Below are 16,832 nucleotides of genomic sequence, written 5' to 3' on the forward strand. Positions count from 1 at the left end.
CGTCCTCCCCAACCCGGTGGTTCTGCACCTTGGAGAACCTGGCTGTTCATGCTAGTCGCTCCGCAGATCAGTCTGGGGGCAGAATGGCGAGAACACTTATCCGGCCGGGGGGCCGAAGCGAGCGTATTCAGATCGCGGTGCATGGCGCCGTCAGGGATCTGATGGCGGAAGAGGCGGGGCAGGAGTTGAGCATCGCCCTGATCGCGGCGCGCGCCGAGGTTCCACCATCGACCATCTATCGGCGCTGGCAGACACTGCCGCAGCTTTTGGCCGATGTGGCCAATCATCACTTCGTTCCGGATGCGATCCCGCCGGACACCGGAAGCTTCCGCGGCGATCTCGCGGTGTGGGTGGAGCAGGCGGTCGATGATTTCTCGTCGGGGCCGATGCATGCGCTGTTTCGCGAGCGACTGACGAACGTCAAGATCGCCCAGATCAGCGCCGGCTACACCTATATGAACCTGCTCTATCTCTGCGACCGATGCCAAGGGCGTGGCGAGCCGGTGCCGGACGCGGACCGGATTATCGATCTGGTGTTCGCGCCGATCGTCTACCGGATCTTCTTCACCGGCCAGATCATCACCAAGGCGTACCAGCTTGAACTCGTCGATATGGCGATTTCATCCGGCGCCCTGCAAATCCCGTTCGACGGCCAGACATCGGTTCGTGAGTACGCGATCTTCGAGAACGATCCGGAGTAGGCGGCAGCTTGCAGCTTGATGGAGGTGCAGGCGATCACGTTGCTTTGATGAGGCACCGATCGCACAGGCCGACGCGCATCGTTAATGTCGCGTTAACGATCTTAACGCTAGATGAATTGCATTAACGATGCGAGCGATCGTTGATCGATCATCATCCAGCAAGCTGTGCAATCATGTCCATTATTCAAACTCTTGCAGCCAGAAGCGGCCGGCTCGTGAGCCTTGATTTCGGGGCTCGCGGCGGCGGCAGACGGTTGATGAAGCCACGCCGGAAATCACCCAGTTCGCGATCACGGCTGGTCATCGTCGGCGGCGCCATCGTCGTTGCCTATACGGTCATTTTCGGCAAGCTCGTCTATTACGCGGAGCAGGCTGGCGTCGATATGGCGTCGATACCGCCCGGGCCCTCGAATGTGGCCTCGCGGCCAGAGATCGATGACCGAAACGGCCAGGTGCTGGCCACCGACATCCGCACGGTGTCGATGTTTGCCGAGCCGATCAAGATCGTCGATGTCGATGATGCCGTCGAAAAGCTCTCGAGCGTGTTTCCCGATCTCGACCGGAAATCGATGTACGAAAAGCTCTCCAACAAGCGCTCGCATTTCGCCTGGCTGAAGCGGCAGTTGTCGCCCAAGCAGCAGAACGAAGTGCTGAAGCTCGGCATTCCGGCGATCGGGTTCCGGCCGGAGGTGAAGCGGTTCTATCCGGGCGGGCGGACTGCGGCGCATATTCTCGGCTACGTCGATATCGACAATCACGGCGTTGCCGGGATGGAGAAATATCTCGACGAGCAAGGGCTGTCGGCATTGGCGTCTGCCGGATTGACCGCGTCGGACAGTCTGGCGCCGGTCCGGTTGTCGATCGATCTGCGGGCGCAGAACGTCGTTCACGACGTGGTGGCAGACGCGATCACCCGCTATGAAAGCAAGGCCGCCGGTGCGGTCATTCTCGACATTCATACCGGCGAAGTGCTGGCCATGGCCTCGGCGCCCGATTTCGACCCGAACGATCCGAATGCGGCTGGCAGCAACGACGGCTGGCTGAACCGGATGTCGAACGGCACCTTCGAGATGGGCTCGACCTTCAAGACGTTTTCCATGGCGCTGGCGCTCGATAGCGGCCTGGTCAAGCTCAGCGACACGTTCGATGCGACGCAGCCGATCCATATGGGCGGCTTCACCATTCACGACGATGCCTATGTGCCGCGCCGCTGGCTGACCGTGCCGGAGGTCTTCCGATATTCGTCCAACATCGGAACGGCGAGAATGATCGACAGCGTCGGCATGGACCTGCAGCGCGAATACCTGAAGCGCTTCGGCCTGCTGACACGGATGCAGACGGAACTGCCCGAGGTGAAGACCCCGAGCCAGCCGAAAGTCTGGAAGAAGATCAACTCGATCACCGTTTCCTTCGGCCACGGCGTGGCCACCACGCCGCTGCAGACTGCGGTGGCGGGGGCGGCGCTTGTCGATGGCGGCAAGCTGATCGAGCCGACCTTCCTGCCGCGCACCGCCGAGGAGGCCAACAATGTCGCCGAGGTGGTGGTGAAGCAGAGCACCAGCGACACGATCCGCGCGCTGTTCAAGCTCAATGGCGAGGAAGGGTCCGGGCGCAGCGCCGACGTGCCGGGCTTCCATGTCGGCGGCAAGACCGGCACGGCGAACAAGGTGATCAACGGCAAATACTCGCATGTCCTGAGTTTCAACGCCTACCTTGCGGCCTTCCCGATCATGAGTCCGCAATATGTGGTGCTCTCCTTCTGCGACGAGCCGCGCAAGGGCGATCACGGCATGACGTTCGCCACCAACAATGCGGCACCAATGGTGGCTGATATCGTCAAGCGCGTGGCACCGATGCTCGGCGTCCAGCCGGATTTCGGCAACAACCTGCTGGTCGGCTATTGAGCCGAGATGTTGGCGCCGTCGCCTAGCCGAAGGCGAGTTGAAGCGCGACGACGGCAAGAAATGCGACGATCACGATCGCGGCGACCCGGACCGCCAGCCGATTGGCCTGCAATAACACCGCAGGCCTGACGTCTCGCCTGGGGTGAAATTTCTGCCGCCGCTTGAGCGTTGTCTGCGACATGCGCTTCTGTGCCTCTGCCATCTGCTCCTCCGCCTCCATGCCCCCGGCCGATGCTGCCTTGCGATGCTGCTTGCCGGGGATATCGGCATCCTATCATGCATGGCCTGTGGATTGCCAATGCGGCATAAGCGCGGGCGAATGGTATCGGGGGTCTGCAGGGGGGAGAAGATGCGTGGGCGGGCCGGAGAAGACGCCGGCCCGCCCATGATGCGATCTGGCTATTTGATGCCGATGTCGCGGCAGGCGTCGGTGTGCGAAGCGCCGCTGTCGCCACCCATCGTGTGCAGGCCGTGGCCTATCGGCGAATCATCGCAGGCGGGAAGCTTCCTGATGCTGGCGGTCGCCATTCTGTCGACCTTCGGTGCTGCCTGCGACACGCGTACGGGAGCGAAACCGTCGCTGTCATTGGTGTAGTCGTTCGAATATTCCGGTGCCTTGTGGGCGGCATAGTGAACGGGCTTGGCAGGCGCAACCTTCACGGGAGCAAAGCCGTCGCTGTCATTGGTGTAATCATCGGAATAGAGCGGTTGGGCGAGGGCCGAACCGGCCATACCAAGGGCGAGAACCGCAATAGCGGCGGATAATTGAATGCGCATAGTAGATCTCCTCAATCCATCGTTGCAGACAACGTTACGAGCCTTACCCTCGGCAAGAGCCAGTTCGCGCTCGAATTGAGGCGGGAATGTGAAGAGGAATGGCTGGATTTACCCACGTTTTATCACATGAAATCACGGCCTCGCGACCGGATTTGATCGGCTGTTGATCGCGGTCGCGCTTCTCTAAACTTGAGGACGAGACAGGCTATTTATCACAATCTGAGGACACTTTTTTCGTGATAAACAACCTTGTTTTGTTACGCCAGGCTGACTTATGCTGATGGGATCGGGGTGACGCGGCCGAGCAGCGTTTCGACCAGTTCCGGCGTCAGTTCACTGAAATCGGCGATGATCAGGCCCGGCTCCAGCGTTTCGATCGGCACATCGGAATAGCCGAAGGGAACGGCGATCGAGGGGATCCCGGCGTTTCGGGCGACGAGAATGTCGTTGGCGCTGTCGCCGATCATGATCGTACGGCGTGCGTCGCCAGCCGCCTTTTCGATGGTGCCGAGCAGATGGGCCGCATCGGGCTTGCGCACGGCAAATGTGTCGCCACCGGTGATCGCGTCGAAATAATGGGTGAGCTGCAACCGCTCCAGCAGCGTCCGGGCAAGGCCCTCCAGCTTGTTGGTGCAGACCGCGAGCCGGTATCCCTTGTCCTTCAACTGATCCATCGCGTCGATCAGGCCGGGATAGGGGACGGTCTTGCCGGGCATGCTCTCGGTATAATGGACGATGAAACGGTCGAGCAGCACAGGCAGCGCTTCCGGCTCCAGCGGATGGCCCTGCAGCTTGCAGGCGCGCTCGATCATCACCTTGGCGCCGTGGCCGACCAGATGGGTCAGGTCATCGTAGCTGACGGGCGCCAGATCGAGGGCTGCAATGGTGTGGTTGAGGCTCTCGACCAGATCGACATGGGTATCGAGCAGCGTTCCGTCGAGATCGAAGACGACAAGGGCAGGGGTCAATGGAGTTCGCCTGTTTGCTGTTGGGGTGATGCCGGGTTAAGCGATGGAGCCCGCAAAAGCAACGCTTTGACCGGGTTGCGGCCGTGATCCGTCCTCTGTTTCGGATTTCGAAAGCGCCACGTTATTTTGGCTTTCGTTTGGCAGGCGGGGCGTGTAAACAACGCAACCAACGCAACATTTGGAGTAAGCGGCGCATGGATGCCCGCGAAATGAAGATCAAAGCCGCCGCGGCAGCACTTGCCCATGTCGAACATGGGATGCGTCTTGGAATCGGCACTGGAAGTACTGCCGAGGAATTCGTGCGGTTGCTTGCGGAAAAGGTTGCCGACGGTTTCAAGGTCGAGGGCGTTCCGACGTCCGAGCGCACGGCCCGGCTGTGCGTCGAGCTTGGCGTTCCGCTGAAATCGCTCGACGAGTTGCCCGAACTGGACCTCACCATCGACGGCGCCGATGAGCTCGATGCCGGGCTGCGGCTGATCAAGGGCGGCGGCGGGGCGCTGCTGCGCGAAAAGATCGTTGCTGCGACCTCGGCGCGGATGATCGTGATCGCCGACGAGAGCAAGCTGGTCGAAACCCTCGGCGCGTTTGCGCTGCCGATCGAGGTCAACATGTTCGGCCTGGTATCGACGCGGATTGCCATCGAGAAAACCGCTGCCAAGCTTGGTTTGACGGGTGGACTAACGCTTCGCCAGTCCGGCGACGGCGATTTCACCACGGATGGCGGACACTATATTATCGACGCATCTTTTGGCCGCATTCCTGATGCAGAGGCGCTTTCAAGCGCATTGAACGCAATCCCAGGCGTCGTGGAACACGGACTCTTTCTCAATATGGCCGCGCTTGCGATTATCGCAGGTCCGGCGGGCGCGCGCGAGCTGCGGGCAACCAGGTAACAGGAGCATGGAACTCATGAGTAAATTTGCAGGTTTTGGCCGTTTTGCTGCTGCGACCGTCATTCTTTCGGCCGTTGCGCTGGGCTCCGTGGCCCATGCCCAGGAAGCATCGCCCGAACAGCTGAAGGCAGCGCGCGCGGCCATCGACGCGATCGGCGCCACCACCCAGTTCGACAATATCCTGCCGGGCCTTGCAGAACGCCTGAAGGCCGACCTGATCCAGGATTCGCCGAACTACCAGGATCAGATCACGTCGGAAGTCGACAAGCAGGCATTGGCGCTGGCACCACGCCGCGCCGACCTCGAAAAGGAAGCGGCACTGACCTATGCCAAGGCATTCACGGTCGAAGAGCTGAACGCCATTGCCGCCTTCTACGGCTCGCCGGTCGGTCAGAAGCTGCTCAAGGACGGTCCGATCGCATCGCGCGAAACCGTCAAGGCAGCCGACATCTGGGCGCAGGGCATTTCGCGTGACCTGCAGAAGGGCGCCAGCACCGAGCTTGCCAAGATCGTCAAGCCTGCACCGGCCGCCGAAGTGGCACCGGCTGCGGCGCCTGCGGCCAAGCCTGCCCCGAAGCCGTAAGGCTTTCACCATCGCCTCTACGAAAGCCCGGCATCGTCCGGGCTTTTGTTTTTTGGGCGATCGGTACTATATCAAAGCTTCCTTCCAGACGATTCCTGCCGGAGATCCCCATGACAGCCTATGATTACGACCTCTTTGTCATCGGTGGCGGTTCCGGTGGGGTGCGAAGCGCGCGTGTTGCCGCGGCACTCGGCAAGAAGGTCGCGATTGCGGAAGAGTATCGCTACGGCGGTACCTGCGTCATTCGCGGCTGCGTCCCGAAGAAGCTGTTCGTCTATGCATCGCAGTATCATGAGCATTTCGAGGATGCGGCAGGCTTTGGCTGGACCGTGGGCGAAAGCACGTTCGACTGGAAAAAGTTGATTGCCGCCAAGGATGCGGAAATCACCCGGCTGGAAGGCCTCTACAAGAAGGGCCTTTCAAGCGCCAATGCCGAGATATTCGAGACGCGGGCCGAACTCGTCGATGCGCATACGGTGCGGCTGGTGAGCTCGGGAAAGACGGTGACCGCCAAGACCATCGTGATTGCCACCGGCGGCGAGCCGAACCATCACGGCGCGCTGCCGGGACATGATCTGTGCATCACCTCGAACGAGGCCTTCGATCTCGAAGCACTGCCACGCAAGATCGTCATTGTCGGCGGTGGATACATCGCCGTCGAGTTCGCCAACGTGTTCCACGGCCTCGGCGTCGAGACGACGCTGGTCTATCGTGGCGCCGAGATCCTCTCGCGCTTCGACCACGACCTGCGCCGTGGCTTGCATGAGGCGATGGCCGCCAAGGGCATCCGCATCCTCTGCCACGACATGCTGAAGAGCGTGGCGAAGGGTGAGGACGGTCTGAAGGTCGAGACGCTGAACAACGGGATGCTCGACGCCGATGTGGTGATGCTGGCAATCGGCCGGGTGCCGAACTCGCATGGGCTCGGCCTCGAGGCTGCCGGCGTCAGGACCAACGAGCATGGTGCCATCATCGTCGATGACTACTCGCGCACCAGTGTCGACAACATCTATGCGCTGGGCGATGTCACCGACCGGGTACAGCTGACGCCGGTCGCCATTCACGAAGCGATGTGCTTCATCGAGACCGAATACAAGAACAACCCGACCAAGCCGGACCACGAGACGATCGCCACCGCCGTGTTCTCGCAGCCAGAAATCGGCACGGTGGGATTGAGCGAGGAAGAGGCCGGCAAGCGCTACAGCGAGGTCGAGGTCTACCGGGCGCAGTTCCGGCCGATGAAGGCGACGCTTTCAGGGCGGACGGAAAAGATGATCATGAAGCTGCTGGTCGATGCGGCCAGCCGCAAGGTGATCGGCGCCCACATCCTCGGCCACGATGCCGGCGAAATGGCGCAGCTGCTCGGCATCACGCTGAAGGCCGGCTCCACCAAGGATGACTTCGACCGGACCATGGCCGTCCATCCGACGGCCGCCGAAGAGCTGGTCACCATGTATGCGCCGAGCTACCGGCTGCGCAACGGCGTGCGGGTCTGATCCTGCGCGCCAAGGGTTGATGCCCCTCAGCTGGTGATGCCCTCAGCTGGTGATGCGGGGGGTGCTGACGATCTTCAGGAACAGCGCCTTCATGGCGTCGGCGATACCGTCCGTCGGGCTGACGGCGAAGTAGAGGCCCGGGGTGGCGCATTCCTGCATCCTGGTGGGGATGCTGGCCGCAAACGGGGCGACCCAGGTGGTGTAGAAGCTGTTTTCCGGCAAGGGAAGGTATGGCGTATAGAGTACGGCGATCTTGACGCCGCGGTTCTTCAACGTCGTGCAGTTGGTGGTGTCGATCGGTTCGATGCAGCGGCCGGAACTGGCACCCTTCGGGCTGGTGCAGCCGACGGGCTTGTAACTGTCGCCGACGCCGTCGGCGACGAAGAAGACGATCTTCTGTCGGTCTGCATTGCTCGTCCCCTGGCCGACAGTGCCGCTGATCTCTGCCGAGATGCCTTTCAAGGCGGTGTCGAAGCTGGTCTGCTGGTCACTATTGTAGTTCTGGTACGGAATGCTCATCAGTTCGATGCCTGTCGTGGCCGAACCGACGCCTTTGAGATTGTCGCTGAGATCGGCAACCTTGTAGAGCTTGGCATCCTGCGCGGTCTTGCCGAAGGTGTAGGCAGCGACGCGGAACTGGCTGGCGACCGTCTCGGTGTCCTGCGCCTTCTGCATCAGCGCCTTGACGGCGGCGGCGACGACGTCGATGCGGATGGTCACGCCATTGTTGCGCGCGACGTTATAGTAGCTGTTCTTGTCCTCGACACCGGATGTCGAGACGATGTGACAGGCAAACGCACAGCTCTTGTCCTTGCCGCCGTCATGGCCTGCAGCGGTGGCAGTCTTCATCGTGGCAATGTCGCTGGCCGTTGCACCCACGCCCATCGAGGGCGTGTTGTCGAGCAGCATGTAGAAATCCATGTAGGACGGTGTCTCGTAGCGTGCCGTGGCTGCGCCCGATATCGGCATGCTGGTCTGGCCGAGGACCTGCATGAAGGTGGTGGAGACGCGTGCGTTGAAGGTTACCGACGAGGTCAGGACGCCGCCTGTCTTTGCCACGTTGACCTGGACGTTGACGGGCAAGTCCAGCAGTTCGCCGGACAACTGCGCACGGAAGATGTCCTGCGCGTCCGATTTGCCCTGGGCAATGGCGCCGTCTCCGGTCATCGCCTGCGCCTGGGTCATTGCCGCGGATTTCTGTGCGACCGCACCGACCGCCGCCGCATCGGCTGCCGCCTGCAGCTGGGTCCGCAGGCTCAGCGCATGGGTGAAATCGATCGCCAGCCCGCCGGCGCCGATGATGGGCACCATCAGCAGCGCGGTGAGCACGCCGAAATTACCGGAACGGTTTGAAACAAGACGGTTTAACATACGCACAAGACTGCTCCCAAAGTCCCACCATGCATCGGTGAAAAGGCAGGAGCATCATGCTTTGCCGTTTGCGTTTGGGTATTTATACCCGCGATGCCTAAATTAGATACAAAGCGTCTTGGTGTATTCGCCGTTAACATTGCAGCGAAGGTTTCCGATCCGCCCGGCCAACAGCTGAACCGGCGCCCTCGGCAGGTCTTTGCCGGCCGGTGAAAGCTCGCCAGAGGCCCGCTATGCAAGCCGACGCTAAACGGTTATAAGCCGCCCCATATTTTCAAGACGGGATATCCGGCCGGTACCGGATACTGGACAGGTGAACGAGATGGCACAGAATTGGACTCCGAACAGTTGGCGGCAAAAACCGATCCAGCAGGTGCCGGATTATCCGGATCAGGCAACGCTTGCGGCGACGGAAGCCCAGCTCGCATCCTATCCTCCGCTGGTCTTTGCCGGTGAAGCGCGCCGCCTGAAGAAGCACCTTACCAATGTGGCGGAAGGCAATGGCTTCCTGCTGCAGGGCGGTGATTGCGCCGAAAGCTTTGCCGAACACGGCGCCGACAACATCCGCGACTTCTTCCGCGCCTTCCTGCAGATGGCAGTCGTTCTGACGTTCGGTGCGCAGCTGCCTGTCGTCAAGGTCGGCCGCATTGCCGGACAGTTCGCCAAGCCGCGCTCCTCCGGTATCGAAACGCTCGATGGCGTTTCCCTGCCGAGCTACCGCGGCGACATCGTCAATGGCATCGAGTTCACCGAAGAGGCGCGCATTCCGAACCCGGAACGCCAGGCCATGGCTTACCGCCAGTCGGCTGCGACGCTGAACCTTCTGCGCGCTTTCGCGATGGGTGGCTATGCCAACCTCGAGAACGTGCATCAGTGGATGCTCGGCTTCGTCAAGGACAGCCCGCAGGGCGAGCGCTACCGCAAGCTTGCCGATCGCATCAGCGAGACGATGGATTTCATGACGGCGATCGGCATCACCTCCGAGAACCAGCCGGCGCTGCGCGAGACGGATTTCTTCACCAGCCACGAAGCGCTGCTGCTTGGCTATGAAGAGGCGCTGACCCGCGTCGATTCGACCTCCGGCGACTGGTACGCCACATCTGGCCACATGATCTGGATCGGCGACCGTACGCGTCAGCTCGACCATGCGCATGTCGAATATTGCCGCGGCATCAAGAACCCGATCGGCCTGAAGTGCGGCCCGACACTGCAGGCGGACGATCTGCTGAACCTGATCGACGTGCTGAACCCGGCCAACGAAGCCGGTCGTCTGACGCTGATCTGCCGTTTCGGTCATGACAAGGTTGCCGAGCATCTGCCGCGCCTGATCCGTGCAGTCGAGAAGGAAGGCCGCAAGGTCGTCTGGTCCTGCGACCCGATGCATGGCAACACGATCACGCTGAACCACTACAAGACCCGTCCGTTCGAGCGGATCCTGTCGGAAGTCGAAAGCTTCTTCCAGATCCATCGCGCCGAGGGTACGCATCCGGGCGGCATCCATATCGAGATGACCGGCAAGGATGTGACCGAATGCACCGGTGGTGCGCGCGCCGTGACGGCCGAAGACCTGCACGACCGCTATCACACCCATTGCGACCCGCGTCTCAATGCCGACCAGGCGCTCGAGCTGGCCTTCCTGCTGGCCGAGCGGATGAAGGGTGGCCGCGACGAAAAGCGGATGGCCGTCAACGGCTGACCGCGGCCAACTGCAAGACCGATGGATTGACAGAAAGCCCGGCCACAGTGCCGGGCTTTCTGCTTAAAACGTTCGCCCGGCGTGCCGGTCTGCCGCCACGAGGCGGAGAACGAGGCTGGCGGCTCAGCGTCAGAGTTTCATTGCACCAGCACCGATTGCTGGCAGCGAGCGTCGGTGAGGCGAACGTCGGCCTCGCCGATCTTGATGCCGAGCATCAGCAGGGTATTGTAGAGCACGTCATCGAGCGGCGCCGTGACACCCGAGAGCGTATCGGCGATTGCCGACATCACCGCCTTGTTGGTTCCGAGCGTCAGGATCAGAAGCTGGATCTGCAGGTCGGTGCCGGCAATCAGCGACTGGGTGGCCGAGGTGAGTGTGTCGCGGGTCGAGACGTTCTTGACGGTCTTGTTGGTGATGTCGTTGGGCTGGAATGTCAGACGCGTCTTGCTGGTGTTGGTGAGATTGACATCGGATCGCGCCGTCACCTTCAAGAGCAGGGCGTCGATAATCGTCGCGGCAGTGACGCGCGGCTTGCTGCCGAAATTCGCCATCGCCGTCGGATCGACATCGCCGAGCGCGATTTCAGCAACGCCGGGCACGACGTCCACGCCGATGCTGGCATTCTTGGCACCGCCACCGAGGCAGGCGAAGTTCGCCAGCTTTGCCTCTGCATAGGCTGCTTCGACATAGAGCGGCACGCGAACCTTGATGCCGGCGATGGTGCCAAGGCCCGGGACGGTGGCCTCGATGGCGAGGCGGATCTGCGCTGTTCTGACGGCTGATCCGGTCGCGCCGATGGCGTTGGAGGCCAGCCCCTTCGGTCGTTCTCCGACCGAGAGTTTGAGCGTGACGTTTGTGAGGCCCGGTATCGTGGCCGCCAGGTTGACCGAGAGCTGCTTGTTCTGGTTTGCGGCAAAGGCGGTGGTCGAGATGATGTCGAGGGCGCTGGCTTCGACGAGCAGATGCGTTCCGGTGCCGATCGCGCGCTCGCCAACGGAACCGAGGCTGACGAGGTTCTGCAGCTTGACCTTCAGCTGCGTCGTTCCGAGACCCTTCGAGATCGATGTTATGGCCTTCGTCGCCGTTGGCGTCAGGCCCGGCATGACGGCCAAGGTGTCGAGCAGGCGGGGATAGGCGATATCGGTCTCCAGCAGGTCGTCATAGGTGCCGGCGGTCAGGTTGAGCCTGGTCGCCAGAAGATCGAGATAGGAGAGCAAATCCACATTGGCGGACACCAGTGCGTCGTAGTCTGCCACCTTGAGGGAGACGGTGGTGCCGAGCAGCCCGCCGAGGACGGCGTTGAGGACGCCGCCATTCAGGCTGGCCAGACGCGAGCCGACCGAGAATGCCGCGACCTTGGAGGCCGACGCTGTTCCCGTCGCGCTCAGCGTCGGCGGTGACATCAGGGCCGCGGCGAAAGTCATCTCGGCTTTCTGCTGCACTGCAACCTTGACGGCGTCGTATGGCTGGGTGCCGGTGACGAACCGCTGGCTCAGCGCGACGCTCGGATCGGCAATGTAAACCCCTGGCGTGTATTGAACCACGGCGTCATAGGCGGCGAGCTGCGCTGCACTCAGCAGCTTGGTTCCGTTCGGCGTTGCGTAAGCGACGCCTGACTTTACCGCCACCTTCAGGCCATTCTGCTGGAAGTTGGAAACAAGGTTGTTCGCTGCATTGCTGATATCGGACGCGGCAACGATCGCGCCGATATCGCTTAGCTGCTGCAGCCGGCGCTGCTGCAATGTCATCATCCCGAAGTCGACGCCAAGCGCCAGCGTATAGATGACCAGCGGCGCACAGAGTGCCGCCGTGATCGCAATATTGCCATTGCGGGCGACAGCAAGGTCGGCCAGATATGCACGCATACTCCGTTTCATATGCCCCCCATGCGGATTGTCGCGAAGCGCCTGATCTTTGTGTCGGGAAGTGGGAACGTGTATAGATTCCAGATCGGTAGCGCGCTGGCGTCGTATACCGTCGTGACCGTGAACTGATTGCCGTTCTGTGGATCGGTGGCGACGGTCACCTGAAGCTTGGTGCGGTCTATCAACGGATCGTTCATGGTCGACACGGCGATGTAGTTGTTCACCAGCTGCGTGCGTTCCTGCTCCGAAAGGCCGGCAACGGCGGTACGCGCTGCATCCGCGGTCAGTTGCTGCAGGGCATGCGACGCGCTGAGGTAGATCCCGTAAGCAATGAGGGTGAGAAGGACGAGCAGGAACAGGGGAGCGATAATCGCGAATTCTATTGCTGCAGCGCCGCGCCGATTTGCGAGAAAACGTCGGACGTTCTTCATTCACTGCACTCCCTTGCGAGGGTCTCCACCGAAGCGAAGACAACCAAAGGATACATTCTGTTCACTTAATTTTTGCTTACCTAATGAACTCCAGACGTGTACCTGTGAGATGTTCGTCTGTACAAAGTTGATACACCGTGCATCCGCAAGGTGATTTTAAAAAAAGGCAATCAATGGTAGCGCTTTAGGGTGTGGAATGGACGCGTGCGATGCAGTCTCGGGCTCTGGACGCCGGGCGAATGCCGCGGCGCGGCTCAGCTCCCGACTTTCCGCGTCAGTTTGGCGATATCGTCGCGCAATGCCGCGATCTCGGTCAGCACCTGCAAGTCGATCTTCTGGTGCAGCGACAGCACTTCCAGTTCCGCCTTCAGATTGACTTCGTAATCCTTCGCAGCCTCGAAGCGATCGCGCTCGGCCTGCCGGTTCTGCGACATCATGATGATCGGCGCCTGGATGGCGGCTATCATCGACAGAATGAGATTGAGGAAGATGAACGGGTAGGGATCGAAGGCGCGGGTGGCCAGCACCACGGTGTTGACCGCGCACCAGGCCACCAGGAAGACCAGGAAGGTGGTGATGAAGCCCCAGGAGCCGCCGATGCGGGCGATGCCGTCGGCCATGCGTTCGCCCACCGAGGCTTCGGCCTTGAGGGCGGCGTTGATGTCGGTGGAGATGATCTTGCGCTCATGCGCCTTGGCGAGCACGCGTTTCTCGATATCGCCAAGCTCGCTGGCTTGCTTGTCGAAATGCAGGTGGACGAGACTGGAGAGATTGTTCATGGCGCGACTCCCGAATGGCTTTGTTCGATCGGGAGTATTCTGGTCTGCGCTCAAAAAGCAATGCGACAGCTGCCGCATCGCACAATATGCGCGCGATCCTATGAGCCTTCGTGGTGCAGCCACGAATGCTGCGGGAAGAACCGCTCGACGGTCTGCGCCTTGCCGAACATGATGTCGTGCTGGAGATAGCGATAGTCACGCACCAGCGGATCGATGCTCTTGGCGTCGCGCAGCCAGTCGGGCGACGCGGTGTTGTCGCGGGCGACCAGCTGGTAGCGATCGACGATCGGGTACTTCTTCTGCACGCGGCCGAGGAAGCCGGTGTAATAGGGATGCTCGTAGCCGGCAAATTTCAGCAGGTGATAAGGCAGCTGCGATGGGCTGATGGTGCCGACATTCTGCTTCACGCCCTTCTTGTTCGACCAGATCACCAGCGGCGTCTCGTGCTCCTGCTTCATGACGCTGACGGACGCCCGGCGGGTGGCGACCTGATCGGGCATGTAGCCGGTATCCATGTAGACATTGCCGAGCGGCGGCAGGTGGTCGCCCCAGAGCACGATGATGGTTTCGCGCTCGCGCTTTGACGCCCACTCGGTCAGCATCCTGAAGCTCTCGTCGGCTTCCTTGACGCCCTGGGTGTAGGTCGCGAGCGTGGCGCGATCGGCATCGGTCAGATTGCCCTTGATGTCGATCGAGTTGTTGGCGTAGCGGTTGGCCTCGTAGGGGCCGTGTCCCTGCAGGGTGACCGCGAAGAAGAAGAACGGCCGATCCATGCCGTCAGCCTCCTGCATGATCTCCTTCATCAGGCTGTCGTCGGAGGCGAAGATGCCGCGCTTTTCCATGGTCGGCATGGTCTCTTCGGTGCGGAACTCCTCGAAGCCGAAATCCTTGTAGACCTCGTTGCGGTTCCAGAACCAGCCGCTGAAGGGATGCAGCGCGCGGGCCGCATAGCCTTCGCCACGGAAGAAGGTGGCAAGCGACGGCACGTCGTTGCGGATATACTGCTGGTAGGGAATGCTGCCGTAGGGCAGGAAGGCGTTGGAGAAGCCGGTCAGCGCCTCGAACTCGACATTGGCGGTCATGCCGCCGAATTCCGGTGAGAAGACATGGCCGGATTGGGCCGCGCGGATATTCGGCATTGGATCTTCGGAGAATTTGAGCGTCTTCAGACGGGTCGGATCCCAGAAGGATTCGCTCATCAGCATGATGACGTCAGGCTTTTCGCTTGGGCCCGTGAGATAGCCGTAATTGCGCGACGGGATGGCGTCGAGGGCCTGCGCATTCAGACCGGCCGGCGAGGCGACATCGGCCATCGGCACGTTGAAGATGAAGGCCAGGATGAAGCCGTTGCTGCGGTAGTTTTCCTTCTGGTCCCACATCATCGGCACCACCTGCAGGCGGTCGCGGATATAGGAATACTGCGAGTAATCCATCAGCGAGCCGAAGGCGGCAATGATAGGCAGCGTCAGGCAGAGATTGCGCAGGCGATTGCGGGTTGCCATTGCAGGCAGGCGGCGCCAGGCATAGCGCCATGCCAGCACCAGACCGGCGACGGAGAGCACAATGCCTGCTGCGACCGCAACGGCGGTGAACGGCCGATCGCGCACCATCACCGGCAGCAGTTCGAGGATCTGGCGGCCGAACAGCATGTCGGAGGGATAGAGCGGATCGGAGAGATAGTGCTGTTTCTGGTTGGAGACCAGCGCCGGAACCAGCACCAGCGGCACGACGATCAGGGCCGACAGGAAACGGCGGCCAAGCGCCGCATCGACGCAGAGCATGAGCACCGTCAGCATCAACACCGTTGTCATCCCCGGGCGTGCCGTCGATGTCAGGAAGTCGCCGACATCGGCCACGCCGCCGCGGGCGATCACTTCGACCGAGAAGGTTGCAAGCAGCGCCATTGCAACGGTCAGCCCAATGGCGGTTGCGCCACGCAGGATGGATGGGCGTGCATCCGCACCGGCGCCGCCATACAGCGCCGCGACGCGCATTGCCGCTCCGGACCTCAAAACTTGCGCGATCAACGGCGGAACTCCAGTGTCATCATAACGTCACCGAACTGTCACATCTCCGTCATGAACGCCAGATGAACCACAGTTGTTTCGTGCCGTTAACGCTTTTTTGATCACACTGTTTTCAGCGTCAGGTTGTCTGCGGCGGCCGGGCATCGCACCGCGCCCGCCAAAACCGACCGCGCGACGAGATGACTGCGCATCCTTGCACGCTCCTGCCGGGTGGCGTAGGTCAGGGACCGCGTCCGCGTTTCAGGAGGGTTTGCATGCGCAGTTCCGTCGAGATCTACAACATCAGGACAGGCGAGGCCCGGATCATCTGGCAGACCGAAAGGCTGGTCGAAGCGCCGAATTTCGCGCCTGATGGCAGTTATCTGCTGCTGAACGACGAAGGGCTTCTCTACCGGCTGGCGCTGGATGGCTCGACGGCGGTGGAGAAGGTCGAGACCGGTTTTGCAACGGCCTGCAACAACGACCACGGCATCTCGCCTGACGGAACGCAGATTGTCATCTCCGACAAGGTCGAGTTCGGCAAGTCGGCGATCTATACGCTGCCGATCGACGGCGGCACGCCCAAGTTGGTCACCACCAACCACCCGTCCTATTGGCACGGCTGGTCGCCCGACGGCCAGGAACTCGCCTATTGCGGCATCCGCGGCGACCTCTTCGACCTCTACACGATCGATGTGACAGGCGGCGAAGAGCGGCGGTTGACGCATGGCGAGGGGCGCAATGACGGGCCGGACTACTCGTTCGACGGGCAGTGGATCTACTTCAATTCCAGCCGCACCGGCCTGATGCAGATCTGGCGCATTCATCCTGACGGCACCGGGCTGGAGCAGGTGACCCACGACAATCACGGCAACTGGTTTGCGCATCCGTCGCCCGACAACGACAAGGTGCTGCTGATCTCCTATGATCCCGATGTGTTCGATCATCCGCGCGACAAGCACGTCCTTATGCGGATGATGGACATGGACGGCGGCAATATCAGGACGCTGTTCGAGCTGTTCGGCGGGCAGGGGTCGATCAATGTGCCCAACTGGTCACCTGATGGTGACGAGTTCGCCTATGTCCGCTATTTTCCGGTGGAGACCTGAGTACCCCGTCCTTGGCTGAGCACCTCGTCCTTGGCTGAGTGATTGCATCTCATCGCTTTTGGCGGCATAGGTGGCGCGTCGGGTGCCCGCAGGCTTGCGGGAGAATCGGGAATTCGGTGCAAGACCGAAACGTGCCCAACGCTGTAAGGCTGACGACTGCCGCTTGATGCCACTGGCTTTTTGCCGGGAAGGTGCGGCAGACGGACGACGCCAAGTCAGAAGACCGGCCCGACACTCATAGACTGACCGCCTG

Annotated in this window: 15 protein-coding genes and 1 riboswitch; of the genes, 7 read left to right on the forward strand and 8 right to left on the reverse strand. The window is 61.3% G+C overall.

The genetic code is table 11. The features are described from left to right. Nucleotides 1–83 precede the first annotated feature (83 nt). Nucleotides 84–701, forward strand: coding sequence for a TetR-like C-terminal domain-containing protein (locus GVL52_RS03575; RefSeq protein ID WP_160004028.1), 618 nt, complete (start codon nucleotides 84–86; stop codon nucleotides 699–701). 257 nt (nucleotides 702–958) lie between these two features. Next, on the forward strand, nucleotides 959–2,605 hold the full coding sequence (locus GVL52_RS03580) for a penicillin-binding protein 2 (RefSeq protein WP_244619089.1): 1,647 nt from the start codon (nucleotides 959–961) through the stop codon (nucleotides 2,603–2,605). 22 nt (nucleotides 2,606–2,627) lie between these two features. Here the strand turns inward: GVL52_RS03580 and GVL52_RS03585 are convergent, their stop codons facing one another. The 3 genes from GVL52_RS03585 to GVL52_RS03595 form a co-directional block, all read right to left on the reverse strand. Continuing rightward, the gene (locus tag GVL52_RS03585; RefSeq protein WP_160004030.1) at nucleotides 2,628–2,807 is read right to left on the reverse strand and encodes a hypothetical protein; all 180 of its coding nucleotides are present in this window, start codon (nucleotides 2,805–2,807) and stop codon (nucleotides 2,628–2,630) included. Nucleotides 2,808–3,004: 197 nt separating this feature from the next. Beyond that, nucleotides 3,005–3,382, reverse strand: a complete 378-nt coding sequence (locus tag GVL52_RS03590) for a hypothetical protein (RefSeq protein WP_160004031.1) — start codon at nucleotides 3,380–3,382, stop codon at nucleotides 3,005–3,007. A 272-nt stretch (nucleotides 3,383–3,654) separates the two neighbouring features. Beyond that, nucleotides 3,655–4,350 carry an HAD family hydrolase gene (locus GVL52_RS03595; RefSeq protein ID WP_160004032.1) on the reverse strand — a complete coding sequence of 232 codons (696 nt, stop codon included), beginning with the start codon at nucleotides 4,348–4,350 and terminating at the stop codon, nucleotides 3,655–3,657. 194 nt (nucleotides 4,351–4,544) lie between these two features. Between GVL52_RS03595 and rpiA the strand changes: the two genes are divergently transcribed. The 3 genes from rpiA to gor all read left to right on the forward strand — a co-directional run bounded on the left by rpiA (nucleotide 4,545) and on the right by gor (nucleotide 7,322). Beyond that, nucleotides 4,545–5,243 carry a ribose-5-phosphate isomerase RpiA gene (gene rpiA, locus GVL52_RS03600; RefSeq protein ID WP_160004033.1) on the forward strand — a complete coding sequence of 233 codons (699 nt, stop codon included), beginning with the start codon at nucleotides 4,545–4,547 and terminating at the stop codon, nucleotides 5,241–5,243. Nucleotides 5,244–5,259: 16 nt separating this feature from the next. Further along, nucleotides 5,260–5,826: a DUF2059 domain-containing protein gene (locus GVL52_RS03605; RefSeq protein ID WP_160004034.1), complete on the forward strand. Its 567-nt coding sequence runs from the start codon at nucleotides 5,260–5,262 to the stop codon at nucleotides 5,824–5,826. Between the two features lie 110 nt (nucleotides 5,827–5,936). Next, nucleotides 5,937–7,322, forward strand: coding sequence for a glutathione-disulfide reductase (gene gor / locus GVL52_RS03610; protein ID WP_160004035.1), 1,386 nt, complete (start codon nucleotides 5,937–5,939; stop codon nucleotides 7,320–7,322). 42 nt (nucleotides 7,323–7,364) lie between these two features. Here gor and GVL52_RS03615 read toward each other — a convergent pair whose 3' ends face one another. Continuing rightward, nucleotides 7,365–8,693: a TadE/TadG family type IV pilus assembly protein gene (locus GVL52_RS03615; RefSeq protein WP_160004884.1), complete on the reverse strand. Its 1,329-nt coding sequence runs from the start codon at nucleotides 8,691–8,693 to the stop codon at nucleotides 7,365–7,367. 322 nt (nucleotides 8,694–9,015) lie between these two features. Between GVL52_RS03615 and GVL52_RS03620 the strand changes: the two genes are divergently transcribed. Beyond that, on the forward strand, nucleotides 9,016–10,389 hold the full coding sequence (locus tag GVL52_RS03620; RefSeq protein WP_160004036.1) for a class II 3-deoxy-7-phosphoheptulonate synthase: 1,374 nt from the start codon (nucleotides 9,016–9,018) through the stop codon (nucleotides 10,387–10,389). A gap of 137 nt (nucleotides 10,390–10,526) precedes the next feature. Here the strand turns inward: GVL52_RS03620 and GVL52_RS03625 are convergent, their stop codons facing one another. The 4 genes from GVL52_RS03625 to GVL52_RS03640 form a co-directional block, all read right to left on the reverse strand. Next, nucleotides 10,527–12,254, reverse strand: a complete 1,728-nt coding sequence (locus tag GVL52_RS03625) for a pilus assembly protein TadG-related protein (RefSeq protein WP_160004037.1) — start codon at nucleotides 12,252–12,254, stop codon at nucleotides 10,527–10,529. A gap of 8 nt (nucleotides 12,255–12,262) precedes the next feature. Continuing rightward, a complete protein-coding gene (locus tag GVL52_RS03630; protein WP_160004038.1) occupies nucleotides 12,263–12,685 on the reverse strand; it encodes a TadE/TadG family type IV pilus assembly protein in 423 nt (140 codons plus the stop codon). A gap of 254 nt (nucleotides 12,686–12,939) precedes the next feature. Beyond that, a complete protein-coding gene (locus GVL52_RS03635) occupies nucleotides 12,940–13,464 on the reverse strand; it encodes a DUF1003 domain-containing protein (protein WP_160004039.1) in 525 nt (174 codons plus the stop codon). Nucleotides 13,465–13,562: 98 nt separating this feature from the next. Further along, nucleotides 13,563–15,458, reverse strand: coding sequence for an LTA synthase family protein (locus GVL52_RS03640; protein WP_244619090.1), 1,896 nt, complete (start codon nucleotides 15,456–15,458; stop codon nucleotides 13,563–13,565). A gap of 287 nt (nucleotides 15,459–15,745) precedes the next feature. On the opposite strand from GVL52_RS03640, the gene GVL52_RS03645 reads away from it, so the two are divergent. Continuing rightward, nucleotides 15,746–16,579, forward strand: coding sequence for a PD40 domain-containing protein (locus tag GVL52_RS03645; RefSeq protein WP_160004041.1), 834 nt, complete (start codon nucleotides 15,746–15,748; stop codon nucleotides 16,577–16,579). A 63-nt stretch (nucleotides 16,580–16,642) separates the two neighbouring features. Next, nucleotides 16,643–16,826, forward strand: a riboswitch (cobalamin riboswitch). Nucleotides 16,827–16,832 lie beyond the last annotated feature (6 nt).

Origin of the sequence: Rhizobium sp. 18055 (genome assembly GCF_902706285.1) — a bacterium.
Classification (GTDB): Bacteria; Pseudomonadota; Alphaproteobacteria; order Rhizobiales; family Rhizobiaceae; genus Rhizobium.

What these genes read in the sequence shown, in the direction of transcription:
- GVL52_RS03590 (WP_160004031.1), bottom strand. Translation starts at nt 3,382, where the DNA reads ATGCGCATTCAATTATCCGCCGCTATTGCGGTTCTCGCCCTTGGTATG.
- GVL52_RS03605 (WP_160004034.1), top strand. Translation starts at nt 5,260, where the DNA reads ATGAGTAAATTTGCAGGTTTTGGCCGTTTTGCTGCTGCGACCGTCATT.
- GVL52_RS03640 (WP_244619090.1), bottom strand. Translation starts at nt 15,458, where the DNA reads ATGCGCGTCGCGGCGCTGTATGGCGGCGCCGGTGCGGATGCACGCCCA.
- GVL52_RS03635 (WP_160004039.1), bottom strand. Translation starts at nt 13,464, where the DNA reads ATGAACAATCTCTCCAGTCTCGTCCACCTGCATTTCGACAAGCAAGCC.
- GVL52_RS03575 (WP_160004028.1), top strand. Translation starts at nt 84, where the DNA reads ATGGCGAGAACACTTATCCGGCCGGGGGGCCGAAGCGAGCGTATTCAG.
- GVL52_RS03615 (WP_160004884.1), bottom strand. Translation starts at nt 8,693, where the DNA reads ATGTTAAACCGTCTTGTTTCAAACCGTTCCGGTAATTTCGGCGTGCTC.
- GVL52_RS03585 (WP_160004030.1), bottom strand. Translation starts at nt 2,807, where the DNA reads ATGGCAGAGGCACAGAAGCGCATGTCGCAGACAACGCTCAAGCGGCGG.
- GVL52_RS03625 (WP_160004037.1), bottom strand. Translation starts at nt 12,254, where the DNA reads ATGCGTGCATATCTGGCCGACCTTGCTGTCGCCCGCAATGGCAATATT.
- GVL52_RS03580 (WP_244619089.1), top strand. Translation starts at nt 959, where the DNA reads ATGAAGCCACGCCGGAAATCACCCAGTTCGCGATCACGGCTGGTCATC.
- GVL52_RS03620 (WP_160004036.1), top strand. Translation starts at nt 9,016, where the DNA reads ATGGCACAGAATTGGACTCCGAACAGTTGGCGGCAAAAACCGATCCAG.
- GVL52_RS03630 (WP_160004038.1), bottom strand. Translation starts at nt 12,685, where the DNA reads ATGAAGAACGTCCGACGTTTTCTCGCAAATCGGCGCGGCGCTGCAGCA.
- gor (WP_160004035.1), top strand. Translation starts at nt 5,937, where the DNA reads ATGACAGCCTATGATTACGACCTCTTTGTCATCGGTGGCGGTTCCGGT.
- rpiA (WP_160004033.1), top strand. Translation starts at nt 4,545, where the DNA reads ATGGATGCCCGCGAAATGAAGATCAAAGCCGCCGCGGCAGCACTTGCC.
- GVL52_RS03645 (WP_160004041.1), top strand. Translation starts at nt 15,746, where the DNA reads ATGCGCAGTTCCGTCGAGATCTACAACATCAGGACAGGCGAGGCCCGG.